Annotated in this window: 13 protein-coding genes; 7 read left to right on the top strand and 6 right to left on the bottom strand. The window is 38.6% G+C overall.

Features of this window, described 5'->3' with window-relative positions:
- Nucleotides 1-212 precede the first annotated feature (212 nt).
- Nucleotides 213-752 carry a DUF2058 domain-containing protein gene (locus FAX86_RS14545; RefSeq protein ID WP_144394191.1) on the top strand — a complete coding sequence of 180 codons (540 nt, stop codon included), beginning with the start codon at nucleotides 213-215 and terminating at the stop codon, nucleotides 750-752.
- Between the two features lie 363 nt (nucleotides 753-1,115).
- Complete coding sequence (locus FAX86_RS14540) at nucleotides 1,116-3,161, top strand: TonB-dependent receptor plug domain-containing protein (RefSeq protein ID WP_144394190.1); 2,046 nt, start codon at nucleotides 1,116-1,118, stop codon at nucleotides 3,159-3,161.
- Nucleotides 3,162-3,268: 107 nt separating this feature from the next.
- On the opposite strand, the gene FAX86_RS14535 is transcribed toward FAX86_RS14540, so the two are convergent.
- From FAX86_RS14535 to FAX86_RS14525, 3 genes are read right to left on the bottom strand one after another with little or no spacing between them, the layout of a single operon-like run.
- Nucleotides 3,269-4,366, bottom strand: coding sequence for a hypothetical protein (locus FAX86_RS14535; protein WP_144394189.1), 1,098 nt, complete (start codon nucleotides 4,364-4,366; stop codon nucleotides 3,269-3,271).
- Nucleotides 4,341-5,156, bottom strand: coding sequence for a hypothetical protein (locus FAX86_RS14530; RefSeq protein ID WP_144394188.1), 816 nt, complete (start codon nucleotides 5,154-5,156; stop codon nucleotides 4,341-4,343). The genes FAX86_RS14535 and FAX86_RS14530 overlap by 26 nt, the downstream gene beginning before the upstream one ends.
- A 32-nt stretch (nucleotides 5,157-5,188) precedes the next feature.
- The gene (locus FAX86_RS14525) at nucleotides 5,189-6,781 is read right to left on the bottom strand and encodes a hypothetical protein (protein WP_144394187.1); all 1,593 of its coding nucleotides are present in this window, start codon (nucleotides 6,779-6,781) and stop codon (nucleotides 5,189-5,191) included.
- Nucleotides 6,782-7,009: 228 nt separating this feature from the next.
- Between FAX86_RS14525 and FAX86_RS14520 the strand changes: the two genes are divergently transcribed.
- A complete protein-coding gene (locus FAX86_RS14520) occupies nucleotides 7,010-7,771 on the top strand; it encodes a hypothetical protein (protein ID WP_144394186.1) in 762 nt (253 codons plus the stop codon).
- Nucleotides 7,772-7,797: 26 nt separating this feature from the next.
- Here FAX86_RS14520 and FAX86_RS14515 read toward each other — a convergent pair whose 3' ends face one another.
- Genes FAX86_RS14515 through FAX86_RS14505 form a run of 3 tightly spaced genes read right to left on the bottom strand, consistent with a single transcriptional unit; the run spans nucleotide 7,798 to nucleotide 10,366 of the window.
- On the bottom strand, nucleotides 7,798-9,132 hold the full coding sequence (locus tag FAX86_RS14515) for a S8 family peptidase (protein WP_164503598.1): 1,335 nt from the start codon (nucleotides 9,130-9,132) through the stop codon (nucleotides 7,798-7,800).
- A gap of 24 nt (nucleotides 9,133-9,156) precedes the next feature.
- A complete protein-coding gene (locus FAX86_RS14510; RefSeq protein WP_144394182.1) occupies nucleotides 9,157-9,783 on the bottom strand; it encodes a hypothetical protein in 627 nt (208 codons plus the stop codon).
- 1 nt (nucleotide 9,784) lies between these two features.
- A complete protein-coding gene (locus FAX86_RS14505; RefSeq protein ID WP_144394181.1) occupies nucleotides 9,785-10,366 on the bottom strand; it encodes an RNA polymerase sigma factor in 582 nt (193 codons plus the stop codon).
- A gap of 452 nt (nucleotides 10,367-10,818) precedes the next feature.
- Here FAX86_RS14505 and FAX86_RS14500 point away from each other — a divergent pair, with 452 nt between their 5' ends.
- From FAX86_RS14500 to FAX86_RS14485, 4 genes are all read left to right on the top strand, one after another.
- Nucleotides 10,819-11,127, top strand: coding sequence for a DUF1272 domain-containing protein (locus FAX86_RS14500; protein WP_144394179.1), 309 nt, complete (start codon nucleotides 10,819-10,821; stop codon nucleotides 11,125-11,127).
- Nucleotides 11,128-11,568: 441 nt separating this feature from the next.
- Nucleotides 11,569-12,000 (top strand): hypothetical protein, encoded by a 432-nt coding sequence (locus FAX86_RS14495; RefSeq protein ID WP_144394177.1) that lies wholly within the window; start codon nucleotides 11,569-11,571, stop codon nucleotides 11,998-12,000.
- Between the two features lie 26 nt (nucleotides 12,001-12,026).
- Complete coding sequence (locus FAX86_RS14490) at nucleotides 12,027-12,698, top strand: iron-containing redox enzyme family protein (protein ID WP_144394175.1); 672 nt, start codon at nucleotides 12,027-12,029, stop codon at nucleotides 12,696-12,698.
- 5 nt (nucleotides 12,699-12,703) lie between these two features.
- A complete protein-coding gene (locus FAX86_RS14485) occupies nucleotides 12,704-13,804 on the top strand; it encodes an aminotransferase class I/II-fold pyridoxal phosphate-dependent enzyme (RefSeq protein ID WP_144394173.1) in 1,101 nt (366 codons plus the stop codon).
- Nucleotides 13,805-14,000: the final 196 nt, after the last annotated feature.

The raw sequence follows: 14,000 nt of genomic DNA, 5'->3' as shown, positions 1-14,000 counted from the left end.
AGTTAGAGGGATAGAGGACTCTATCAATGTTTCAGATTTGGAGTGAATCTTAACCGATTGATTTAGTCAGTAGGTTTGATGCATCAGTCGGCAAGGATTGGATTATGTTTTCTATTTCAAATATCCCCTCTAGATGCTAATTGAGATAATTTATCCCAGGAGTAGATTTTGGTATACTCCGAAACAGTAACAAAAATCGAGAGTAGAAAGATATGAGCTCACTTCAAGAACAATTGATGAAAGCGGGTTTAGCGGATAAAAAGAAAGCAACCAAAATAAAGCATGAGAAGCGTAAAAAGGCTAAACAGCAACCAAAAGGTCACAAGGTCAAGGACGAGCTCAAAGAGCAAATTGAGGCTGAAAAGCGCAAAAAAGCAGAACAAGACCGAGTCCTGAATGAGCAACGACAAGCTGAGTTAAAAGCCAAAGAGCAACGTGCCATGTTAAAGCAAATGCTCGAGCATCACGGAGTCGATGAATTTAAAGGTGAGGTTCCCTACAACTATATTCACGATGGACTGACCAAAACGTTAAAGGTAAATGAAACGATTAAGCAGTGTTTGGCGAAAGGAACTTTAGCCATCTGTGCGATGGACGGCAAAGTTAGGTTAGTTCCCGATGTGATTGCTCGGAAATTACAAACGGTTGATCCGGAAGTCGTTCTTGTAATGCACGATCGAATGAGCAAACAAGAAATTGACGAGGATGATCCTTACGCTGAGTATCAGGTACCCGATGATTTAATTTGGTAGTTGAAATGTATTCTCGTGTTAGAGAATTACGACAGCCGTTTTAAAATATTCACCCTGTCGAAAATAGGGATAATTAACCAACTATGTTCGGTCATTGCTTTGGTATATTATCAATTGATTATCACCAGGCAATGACCATTATTTTGGAGTTGGTATTTTTATTACAACTCCTCTAACCATTCTGTTGACTCTTTCTATCTATCCATAAAAAATATTCTAGGTATTGTGAAAAGATCATTTCTTAATAATTTTAAAATTGACGCATTCTTTCTTTGAGCTATGCTTAACATCTAACTCTTTGAACTCTATAACAATATTGACTCTGAAAGTTTACGAGATTCAGCTCCATTTTTGAGATGGAATATGGTTGATTTATTATCAATTCGACATGTTTTAATTCTTATTTTTCTTAGCTCCCTGTTAATCAACGTTTGTTGGTCTGATGAGTCCAAGTCTTTACCCAATGAATCCAGTTTATTCGACTTAAATTTAGTTGAGCTTTTGAAAGTGCGCGTTCAAGTAGCCTCTAAGAGAAGTGAGTCAATTAACGAAGCACCGGGTTCTATCACTCTGATTTCACGCGAGCAAATAGAAAATATGAATGCGCGGACTTTGCGAGACGTGTTGAATATTTATGTACCAGGAATGGATGTTGTTCCTACTTACTTTCGTTATGGCGATAGAGTCAATGAAGGTATCTATTCCAGAGGTCTGCTGTCAGATTTTTCTCAACAGGTGCTGATTTTATTTAATGGTAAAACAAAGTTTAATGAAACGACTTTCGGTTCTGCATTTCCTGCAGTCGAATTTACGCTTGATAATATTGAAAGAATTGAAATCAGTCGGTCTCCAGTACCGCTTTATGGAAGTAGTGCGATAACTATTATAAATCTGATAACTCGGGAACAGACATTTCTGGGTTTCGAATATCGTGCAGAATCAACTTTAAGTCAGCGGCAGACTTCTCAAAACTTAATGCAAGCTTATAAATTTACGACTCTATTTGGCAAAAACTTAGATCAATGGCATATCGGTGGTTCTGTTCAGTATTATCAGGATGATGGCCAGGCGCACGGTCAACCGAAAGGTCAGGGGAGTTATGGGTTTGATAGGGAAACTTTAAGAGATGGAACAAAGGGAGCGGGAAATTTTACTTTTTCATTACGATCGTTAGATAACGCCTTCGTTTTTCAAACATGGTACAAATTTAATGTTCAAGATGCTTTTTTGTCTGGTCAAGTACCTTCGCAAAGTCTCGATCTATACAGTTACGAAGGTAGTCAATGGCACGGTAATTTAAAATACACTTTAAGTGAGCAATGGAATATAACTTTTGGAACCATGACATCAGAGTTTGTTAACTTTATTGATTTGGCGGGTGAACCCTACGGTGGTTCTGTAGCAAATTATGATATTTTTATTGAATCTCTATATGAAAAAGAGGTAGATGAGCATTCGCTATTGCTGGGGTTTAAAGTAGAGCGAGAAGGTCAGTATGACGCTAAGGTCTACTTATGGAATGGAAGCGGATTTGATATTAGCGAGGATGAGTCTCAAATATTTGCTCCCAACAAAAGTCGAAATGTTTTTGCTTTCTTTGTTGAAGATAATTGGCAAATAAGCGATACACTCTCCGTTGTCCTTGGTGGCCGGATTGATGCTTTTGAAGGCTTTTCTAAAACATCGGAAAGGGTCTTTAATCCGAGAGTCGCATTTACATGGCGTAATAATCAGTCGATATTCAAAGGTCTTTATGCTTCAGCTGTCAGGCCTCCTTCTATTTACGAAACTTTAGGTACAGCGTTATTTCCATTACAGGGTTCTCGCGATGTTAAGCCGGAGAAAATTGAAACTTTTGAGTTGAGTTGGATCTATCAAGGTAATGACTATCGTGCACAACTGACACCATTCTATTTGATATTTAATGATAAGATTGAATACCTTCCAGAAAATAACTCATTCATTGCTAGAAATAATGGCAAAACGACAGTTGCTGGTATAGATACGGAATTCAATTATTATTTTAGTAAAAAGAATTATTTATTTATTAAACACTCAAAATTTAAAAGTCGTGATGAGGCAAGTGATCGAGATACCTATTTCCTTCCTAATGAGTATCTGAGTTTTGGCGCTAATTACCGAATTTTTAACTTTAATGTTAACTTGTCCAGTTACTATCGTTCAAAACGAACGCTGCCAGAAGAACTTGCTTCAAATATTCGTTATTCTTCAGGAGCTCATAAAAAAACGGATTTGAATATAGCCTACTACTTTCAAGGCGAGTCAAAAGTGTATTTGAATTTGAGTAATTTATTTGATGAAAAGAATAACGTTCCGCTTAGTGTTGATGAATTGTTTGTTCCGTTAAGAGGCTTTACTGTACACCTTGGGTACACATTTGAAATCTAAAAATATTTGTTTTTTAATGAGTATTTGGTCATAAAAGTTGAAGGGACGACGGGTAAGTATTACCCGTCGTCTTGCAGGCTGGGCCAGGACTTGCCAAACAATTTTAACTAAAAGTAAAAGTGAAGTTGAGCAAATATTCGTTCCCCATTTTCTCTTAATTCCTGTGGCGGTGCTTCATTAATTCTAAATCCACCTCGTATTTGAACATTTGCGGTGGGTGTGAATTCATAGACCAGAGAGTGTCTCACAAAATGATCTTCATTCAGATTTTTATCGGGATCATAGAATTCTTCGGTAAACTTCAGGTTGTGCCCGGGATTGATTAACCAGTTGACTTCGAATAACGCAATATCTTGCTGCTCATCGATGAAAGCCGGTTCAAAAGTTTGTTGGTCAATGGTTACGATTTCTGCGAGAAAAGTCAGTGACTCGTAGACATAACCGGCAAACATAGAGTACATAATACGCTCAATATCAATGCTATCGTTGGCAATAATGGCACCTCCGACTCGAAACTTTCCAAGAAACCATTCGGTACGTGCGCCAATTTGAAATCGATCATTATTGTTTTCAACAGCATTGGTTCCATTGGTAATGAAAAGATTGGTTAAATGTGAAGAACCTTGAAAACCGTATTCAACGCCATTGTCACTGGAATCGAAATTAATTCCTGTAAATCGGCGAGTAAAAGCAAGGTCATCTTCCAGTTTCAGTCCAAAAGCGGGTACCATTTTTCCGACTTTAACGTAATCACCGTTATCAAACTTTTTAATTAATAACGCTTCTCGATTAATTGCTCCACCAGGAGCGACTTGTTGATCGAGATAAAACTGCCAATCGGATTTTTCGTTACTAAGTAATAAATAGGTTTGCGCTGAGTTGACGGAAAATCCTTGCGCTTTCGAATCTTCGACATCGGTTTGTTGTGCGTCAAAATTATATCGAAAATCTCCACCCAGTTTTAAAAATGATGAAATTTTTCCAATGTCTGGGTTGACCATCTTATTTTGACTGGCGGGTAAGGTATTTGCTCCATAATAAATCCCATAATCGGTTCGCATTCCACCGCCCGTTGGATTTACATGGCACGATGAACAAGGCATTTGAGTTTGAACGGAAATATAGGGTTCTGCAGATAGAGTTATGCAAAATATAGCAAATGCCACGGTACAAAGTTGCTTACTGAACTTTAATAAAATAGCCATAGTGATTGTCCTGGTGTTGTAACTGTGTTTTCAAAAGCGTTTGCCCAGAAGTACTGTGCAATGGCAATGCGGTGTTGTCGGATAGATGAATTTCTATCGATTTTGATCGAAGGTTTGAAGTATCTATTTTTACCTCAATTTGGTTAGTTGATAAGCGTTTAACTCCATATTTACTTACGATTGTTCGTTCACCAGCTGATGTAACGTTGTATATTCGTACATTATGTTTACTAATGTCTTGTTCAAATAAATCTTTCTCAAATATTCTCTGGTTAAAAATAATCTTTAACTGCAGCAAGTTTTGGCTGGCGAGAACTTTGAACGAGCTGATTTTGAAATCTTTTGCATTATCGGAGGGTAATGCACCTTGATTTATCCATTGACGTATTAAATTAATTTCAGAAGAGGTTAAAGGGGATAAACCTAACGGCATGCGTTGACCGGCTATTGGATCACCCAATATTTTCATCATAAGAAACGAGTCGTCCGCATTTTCTGGTTCGACTCTTAAAAAACTCGAATTTCCCTCTGCAACAATATTAACCAGATTATCGTAAGCCAACGCTTCACTATCTAAACGTAAGCCTCTTGGCGCTCGGCTTCCAAAGTGGCATTGGCTGCAGATGGGTGTAAAAATAGTTTCTTGAATAGAGGTTAATGAAACTTCAGTGTTGTCAGGATTGTTGTCGTCGTTATCTTGAACCGGTTCTGAGAACTCTCCGGTGCCAGGAGAACAGGCGCTAACGAGTAGCGCCATTAACAATCCACAGATTAGTTTATGTGGATTCATAGTATAAGTCCTATCAATTTATTTACGAGTCGTTAGGGTGTTACTTCGTGCCAGGTTCCGTAAATGCCATTGAATTGTCCTGGTGCGGAATCATCAATATAAAAATAGAGAGGGGCACCTTTGTAGGACCATTGCAGTGATCCGTCTTCACGAGTAAAAATGGAAAAGTCGCCGCCTGCAACATCAGATTCGCTTGCGTAGAGTGGTGGCCAAGTCACTGCGCAACTGTTATTACAGTTAGAAACATCGGTACCATCTTCATCAAACAAATAAACGGTAAAGCCTGTTCGGTCGGTAAAAGTACCGGCAGGATTGCCCGATGCATTAACATCTTCAATATTGCCACGAGCAGCGAATACATCACCCAACTCTGAATCATTGAATAGTTGGACCGGAGCGGTTCTTGCTAAATGCCAGGTGCCGCCAGCTTGGTCACCATTGGTGTCAGATGCTGATGAATCTCCCGCGAAATAATAGAGTGGCTGACCTTTAAAAGCCCATTGAAGTGAGCCATCATCTCGCTCGATTATACTAAAGTTTTCTTTTGGAGTTACGCCAGGAAAAGCGTATAAAGGTGGCCAGTTTACAGCACAACTGCCATTGCAGTTAGATTCATCAGTGTCATCATTATCGAAAACATATAGTGCAAAACCTGACTTTATAGTTTGTGAATCATCGAGTGCGCCTGAGCCATCGGTTGCAAAGGTGGGTGTTGCACTTTTTAGTATATTGTCTTCGAGCGACACCGTGTGTGGTCTTGCTAAATACCAAGTTCCACCGAGCCCATCGCCGTTGACATCGCCAGCATTGCTATCACCTGCATAAAAATAAAGAGGTTGTCCGGCATAAGTCCACTGCAAGTTTCCATCATCTCGTTCGATAATCGTATAATTCCCAAACTCGGTTGCTGCTGCATCAGCAAATAATGGTGGCCATGCTTCTGCACAGCTTGCGTTACAATCGGAATCATTGACGCCGTCACCGCTGGTATCATCACGATCATTTTTAAAGGTGTATAACGAGAATCCGTTACGATCCAATCTATCGGTCGAAGGTTCTCCGCTGCCATTAGTACCAAGCTGCGTGAATTGGCCAATCAAAATTTCGCCAACAGCACTATCATCAGAAATATCGAGTTTTAATGGATCGGGACGAGCCACAAACCAAACATTGCCCATTCCCTCGCCATTCACATCACCGGCTTGAGTATCGCTGGCAAACATGTACAGAGGTAAACCTCGAAATGCCCATTGGCGTTCACCACTATCGCGAGTAATGATCGAAAAGGGTTCTTCAGCTTCTGCTGTTGATGAAGCTAACATAGGTGGCCAGGTCACTGCGCAAGAATTATTACAATCAGAATCACCTGCGCCATCACCGCCGCTATCGTTTCTATCATTTTCAAAGGTGTATAAAGTAATGTTATCAGCATTAACAAAAACAGTCCCTAGTACAGTATCTCTGGTTTCAGGTTTTGCTGTAAAAGTAACGACATCCGGTGTATCGTCGTCGTCATCAACATCAGGTGAGCCATTACCGCCGCTCCCACCACCACAGCCAACCGTTAGACTCAAAATGCCAACGCTAATTAATTTCAAATACCATTGATTATTCAAACCACTCATTGTTTTTCCTCCACTAAATGTTATTAATGAATGTCAAAAAGTAGGGGAAAGGTTCAATGTGAATTTGAACTATGTCACAAATCACAATTAAATTAGTAATCGTGGTAAAATTTGATTACTCTGAAGCCGGTTAAAGTATAAATCAATAAAGTAGATTCATGGTATCTCAGAATTTGCACTCCATGAATGCAATCGACGGAATAAAACCTTTTTAACGAATTCTTCTGTATGAATTTTGTGTTAGCTATAAAAATTATGTCTGAACAACAGGTTGCTTCTTTTAGAGCTCTTTCGAAAGGTCTTGCTTTAAAATATTTGTTGCCTGTTATATTGATGATAGTAACGAATCGTATATTTGCTGAAGAGCCTGTTGTGGAAGCCGCCTTGAGCAGTGAGGGTGTTTATCGAGGGGGATCCTTGTCCTATGAGGAACCAACAGCAAGCCTATCGATTGATTACAACTATTCAGATTCATTGTTTGGTGGTATCGGTTTATTCCGTCATCAATCAGGCGGTCTTTTTGACCAGCGTGGATGGCAAAATGTTTATGCCGGTTTCTATTCTGAATTCAAGAATAATTGGGCAACTTCGTTTTCCGTCAGTGCTTATCAGTTTGATGCAGACTTTGAAGAGTCTAAAAATTACACCGAAGCACAAGTTGACTTACATTTTAGAGATGCAATAACGATCAGTTATGCGATAAGTGATAGCTATTATGGTAAAAACTTTAAAAAGGAATCATTTATTGTTAACTGGCATTCTCAGCTTAACCAACATTGGTTTTTGCAAGCCGAGTTAGGTGAAAATAATGTTCCGGATGCGATTTATCAAGAAGATATTCTTTTTTATAGTTTGTCGGCAACTTATAATATTTCACGCTGGAGTTTTCAAATATTAAAAGCTTACTCGCAGAGAAATGCAGAGCGCGCTATTGGTGATGGTAATGCAGGTGGTCGCTGGATTCTCTCACTAAGTTATCAACTTTATTAAATTCTTAAATAAATTTTTCAATGGTTCTAACAGCTCGCACTTTTTAATTCGCAAAATAATTCACCAACATTTAAAAACTCATTTCCTCGATACAACTTTAATAAGTTAGCTTTTACTTTATTGACTCGGGTGTGTTGTTTAATTAACGCTAAAATGCCCGTTAATTGTGCTGCAGACAGGGAATGTCCTGTGCGAAAATCGTAGCCTGTGCCTGGAGAAGCTGTAAGAATCTGGTTACCAGGGACAAATGATACGTCATCCATGTTGATTGAATCGACCGAAGGATCTCCTGCCACATAAACGCCGGGTTGAGGTTTTGGAAAACGATCTCTTAATCGCTCTTTATCGTAGGCTGTGACAACTAACGTACCTTGTGAAATTAACATGTTTAGCAAATTGTTTAACAGGCGATCTTGAGGGCCTGTTAAACTTAAATTGATAATATCGGGTGATAGGCGAACGGCTTCATCGAGTGCCCGTGATAAACTTAAACTATTGCACTTTGTTAGTGAGCTCGACTCTTGCCAGCAGCCGCGGTAACCATAGAGAGTTGCTGATGGCGCAATGCCAACCATGCCTTCTTGATTATTTCTTTGTGCAACAATTAAACTCGCTACGGCGGTGCCGTGGTACTCATTTTCTAAATGAGACTCAAGTTTGGGATTATCACTTTGAGCATCTACAAAATTTAGGTGATGTATTTTTGCAGATTTTAGATCCGGGTGATTAACAGAAACTCCGGAGTCCACAACCGCGACCGTAACACCGTCGCCATCGAGCTGCATTAATAATTTTTCCAGACGAAGCTGTTTAAAAGAAGATTGTAATTTGAAATAGGGATCGGAAAATTGATTAACAAGCTGATTTGAAGCTTTCGTTGGCGTTGTTTTGTTTGTCTTTGAATTATCTGAACTTGTCTTTAAATCTTCGGATAGTGTGCCAGTGAATTCATTGTAGGGCTGTACCCATCGCACACGTTCATCATCCGATAATTTTTTTAATACTGACTGACGACGATTGTCTAATGTAACGATTAAACAATGTACATTCAAACTAATAATAGGCCACTGTGTATCGAGTTCCAACCGATATTCCGAGACAATCGATTCGGTAAGCCGCTCTAAAATACGATCGTTATCGTAGTTTTTAAGACTTTGATAACCGACACCCCGGTGCAATCGTTTACGGCGCGGACTGCGAGGATCTTCCAATACGATAACCCACTTAGAGAAGCCTGTACCCGATAAGTTCTTGGTAGTACTCGTCTGTGTTGCTTTAGGTGTAAGGCGATTCTCGTTAGTCGATGCATAAATACTTTGTATGCCGAATATCAATAAAATGAACAAGCCTTGTTTGATCATTAATAATCCAAAATTTTTCATGGCTTACTGGTTTACCGGTTCAAAAAATGCAATCAATGGATTTGATTGAACCTCTTTAATCTTTTTGGTATCGAGCACTTCGTTACTTTCTACTAAATAAGAGTTAGCAACTTCTGGACCTTGAATAATAGTAAATCCCAGTTCTTCAATTTTCTTTTCGTATTCGTCTTGGGGAAGTGATGAATTTAAGATAACTCGATAAACCGCCTGAGAAGTATGACTAAAGGGTTTGTCATGGGTGTTGGTTAACGTTTTGTACTCAGGCTGAGTATCAAACATTGGCATAGCCAAAAATACCGTAACAGAAACTAATACTCCTGCGGCGACTGCGCCAAACAATTGAAAGTAATTCTTAGCTCCTTTTCGTTTTACGATAGGTTCATCAGCAAGTTGTTCTGAGAAAGCAGAAAATGCATTGTCTGATATGGTGTAATCTTGGCGCGCATCATCGAGTGATGATTTAAAGTTTAATTCTTCAGCCAATGCTTTTTGAAGTTTGGTATCATCTTTCAGTCTAAGTTCAAAGTCGCGTTTTTGTTCCGGACTTAATTGTTCATTGACATATTGACTAACCAATAATGACTCGTCTATTGCGTCTCGACTGGTCATTTTAATCACTTGATGACTCATATCACTTCTCCATATCAGACAGCTTTAAATTAAAACGGCTGATAGTTTGCTTTAGTTTCTGACGAGCGTAGTAAATTCTCGTTTTGATCGTACTTTCGACGGAATCGGTAATCTCAGCAATTTCTTGGTAGTTGTAACCCTGAAAATAGGCTAAGTCGACTGCAGCCCGATGCTCTGGAGATAATTCCGACAAGGCTTTAGTCAACAATTGCTGGCTTTCATAACGCAGTTGATCAGACGGGTTTTTCTGCTCCATGTTCTCATCGCACTCTTCAAACGAAAAGCGCTGACTTCTGGAGCGTGCTTTTAATCCGGTTCTGAAAGCAATCGAGTATATCCAGGTTGATACTTTACACGTTTCTTGAAACGTCATCGCTTTGCGCCACACCACCATCATGGTGTCGTTATACACCTCATCCACGAGTGCCGAATCTGATAGCATATTCATCAAAAAAGAGCCTAACCGGCTTCGATATCGTTGATAAATTTCAGACATGGCCAGTTTATCGCGAGAGTGATTAATTCGATTTAATAACTCTCGTTCAAGATTTTCATCACTGGAAATCGGCGCTGCACTTGGCAATCGAAGCTCCTCGATTTAGCTAAATAATTATTAGTCTTAAAAATAAGCTAATAGCTTGCTTATTGATTACAGTATTAATGCCTGATTTAGAAGAAAAGGTTCAAAATCCACCGCTATTTTTAAGTGTCATTCAAATTTTCTCTGAAAGTTTAGGCAGGAACTGGGTAAAATAGTCTTGTAAAACAATGAGATAGTATAGAGATAGTTCTATCGACCCATGCTGCGTTGTCGTTATTATTGTTACAAGGGCTGTACTGTGCTCAAGATCCTATTATCGCTAAGTTTTTGAACTCTAATCAAGAGGCAAATGTGTGAGTTTACAGATCACTTTTTACTGCAAATCAACAGATCAGCGGTAAATCGACTTTTGTTTAAACGAAATACTTTCTTAACTGAGGTATATCGACGACAACCATGATGAAAATGAATTTATCAATCAAGGAATTTTGTGAATGTTAGAAATAAGACCCAATTGTGAACTGTGCGACAAAGATTTACCCGCTGATTCCGTGGAAGCTATGATTTGTAGTTATGAGTGTACATTTTGTCAGTCCTGTGTTGAGTCGGTATTGGATAATGTGTGCCCAAATTGTGGTGGAGGATTTGTTTTTCGTCCGATTCGACCCAAGACTGCATGGCGCAAAGGCGTGAGCACTCAATATCATCCGGTCTCTCAGAAACGGATTCTCACTCAATACACAAAAGAAGAACTTAGAGATTTTGCAGCAACGATTACACATATTCCACCTGAAAACCGATAGGTAACTCCTTACTCAAGGTGTCGGTACAGCGTAGCAAAGTAATTACTCGCCTGTATTCGACATCGTTTTCTAATAAAATGAAAAGCTCATTTCATCGATGTTCATTAATTTTTAAATTTTCGAAAAGCAAAACGTATAAAAACTTAATTGTAACTTTATAGATCGAAATTAAACCTCTTGATTATCTAAACAATTCAAAACCAATATTGATGTTCTTTTAAACTTTAGTTGTTTGAGCAAGATCTATTCATTGATGACTAAATCTTGAGATGATTTTATTTCTAAAAATGATGCGATTAATTCATTTTATGAAAAACTGCTCGAATTGAGTTATTTTTTGATTTAGTTACCTTCGCTGCTTTACCCGTAAAATTCTAAAGTGCTAGCATCCACACTCTTAAATAAAACAATAATAATTTAATAGTAGGGAAGGAATGCACAATGAACGAGTTGGATATAAAAAATCTCATGTCGATTTATCTCTTGGATGGATATAAACAAGATGTGATTGAGATTGATCGGGTTACTTTTGATGAAGAAGATGGAAAAAACAAATTTTCGTTTCATTTAAAAATAAATGAAACCTTTATGTCTTCCAAATATGGAATCTTTTTTTCGGGAATTACTGCGGAAGTTTGGATTTACCAAGCGTGTGTTGTTTTAGCGCATCTTGATAATGATCTCACAGAAAATTCCAAAGAAATTATTTTGCAAGAAAAGTTTGTAACCTATAAAAAACCGGTTCCTGCCGATAACATTGTTGTGAGCGCCACAGTTTCCGAGAAAAGAACAACCAGTAAAGGCCAAATTCAATATAAATTCGATATTAATGTGAGTGATGCAATTGTTGGTCACGGCATTGCAGTTTTTTAAAATAACGATTATTAAAGGAAAAACTAATGCAAAAGCAATACGATGAAATTTGTAAGTACTGTCTGGACCGTTTATTAGAAACAAAAGCCATTCGTCAGTTTGACGAGCTATCCGATGACCAGCTTCAAACCTTTTTCTCCAACTTCTATTACATTGTCGGACAATTTCCCAGACAGCTCGGTCTACTAATTTTTAATGCGCCTAACAATGATGCGTTATTTACGCTCGGTGATAATTTGGTGGATGAGCTAGGCGGTGCTGATAAGCTCGAATCACTCGATTTTTCTGGGTTGCACGTTAACTTGCTGGGTGGATTAATGAAGGGGTTAGGTTTTACTGATAACGACCTTCACTCGATTACGCCACTTACTGAGACACAAAAATATATCGACTTTTTAAATGAAGGGTATCTTAATAAGCCATTTATTGAATCGATTGCCTATATCGCTGCAGGTATGGAAGCCATTTTTCCAGAAATCGCTAAACGCATGTATAACGTTTTAAGTGCTCGTTTTACAGATGAGCAATTGATTCACTTTAAAGAACATATGGTTGCCGACGTTAAGCATGACGAGCAATTACGAAAAATGATCTATCCATTATTAGAGGATGAAGGTGCATTAGCATTATTTGAGAAGGGCGCGAAGGAAGTCGCTGAATATCAAGTCGCTATGCTGGATGCCTTCGTTCGAGATTAATAGTTATGGATTTATCAGACTTATATTTTAAAGAGCATGAGCGGCATATTGCTGCAACGGCAAGAATGAATGGTAAAGATTACCATTCATTCATTAGTGCCGACTATTACTCGCTGAACTCGCATCCTGATGTGAAAGAAGCCGCCATCAAGGCAATCGAAACCTATGGAACATCATTGAGTGTGGGTCAATTTTCTGATCGAAGTCCGCACCTAAAGCAGTTAGAAAAAAAATTATCTGCCGTTGCCGGAATGGAAGCCAGTTGTATTTTTACATCTTGTTATACTGCCAACCTTGGAGCAATTGGGGTACTTTCAAAGATTGATGATACGGTGTTTTTATTTGATAAGTATTGTCACGCCAGTATTGTGAGTGCGATTAAAAACTCAGGTGTTACTGCTGAGCCTTTCAAACATAATAACCTATCTGATCTGGCGGCTAAGTTGGATAAATATTACGGAAAAAATCCTGTAGTTATTACCGAAGGTCTGTATAGCGCCGACGGTGATTTTGTAGATTTACCAGGGCTTGCCAACCTGAAAAAGAACTTTAATTTTACTCTGTATGTCGATGAGGCACATTCGTTCGTGATTTCGAGTCAACAGAACAATGTGTCGCAGATATTTACCGACCTTGATGAGGGCGTTGTTGATATTATTTCGGGCTCACTAAGTAAAGCATTATGTTCGACCGGTGGATTTATTGTGTCTAATCGTCAATTGATTGAACGTATTAGAATGAGTCGTGAGTACATATTCTCAACCGGAATCACGCCGAGTAATATTGCTGCTTCATTAGCATGTCTTAATGTTCTTTCTAAAAATAATCGACATGAGAAGTTGGCAAAAAATATTGCTTATTTTCGTTCTTTAGCTAAAGAGCTGGGTGTTGATTTAGGAATGAGTGATACAGAGAGTCCTGTGTTTACTATCTTTCCAAAGTCATCTTGTGCTGATAAGTATTTATCGATGTTAGAACAAGGCATTTTAGTTCAGCCATTGCTTTATCCTGCCGTTCCGAAAGACTATGAACGTCTTCGCGTCTTAATAAACGCAGCTCATAGCTCGGAACAGATCGATTGTTTAGTTGACAGTGTCGCAAATTAGAGCTTTAGAGTTACATCGTTATTCCGGTATCCATCCTGCCAAATTTGAATTGTCAGGATGGTTTGTCGGTAATCTAGACATTAACCTCTAACATTGAGAATTTTGGAATTTTGACAAGAACAAGAGTGATGTGTAATAGGCACTCGCAGCGTCAGACTTACGTTGAAGAAGTTTGAAAATATAGAATGTTGAAAGT

The sequence above is a fragment of the Pleionea sediminis genome (assembly GCF_007570825.1).
In the GTDB taxonomy this organism is placed as follows: Bacteria; Pseudomonadota; Gammaproteobacteria; order Enterobacterales; family Kangiellaceae; genus Pleionea; species Pleionea sediminis.
This window is presented reverse-complemented; position numbering and strand designations above follow the sequence as displayed.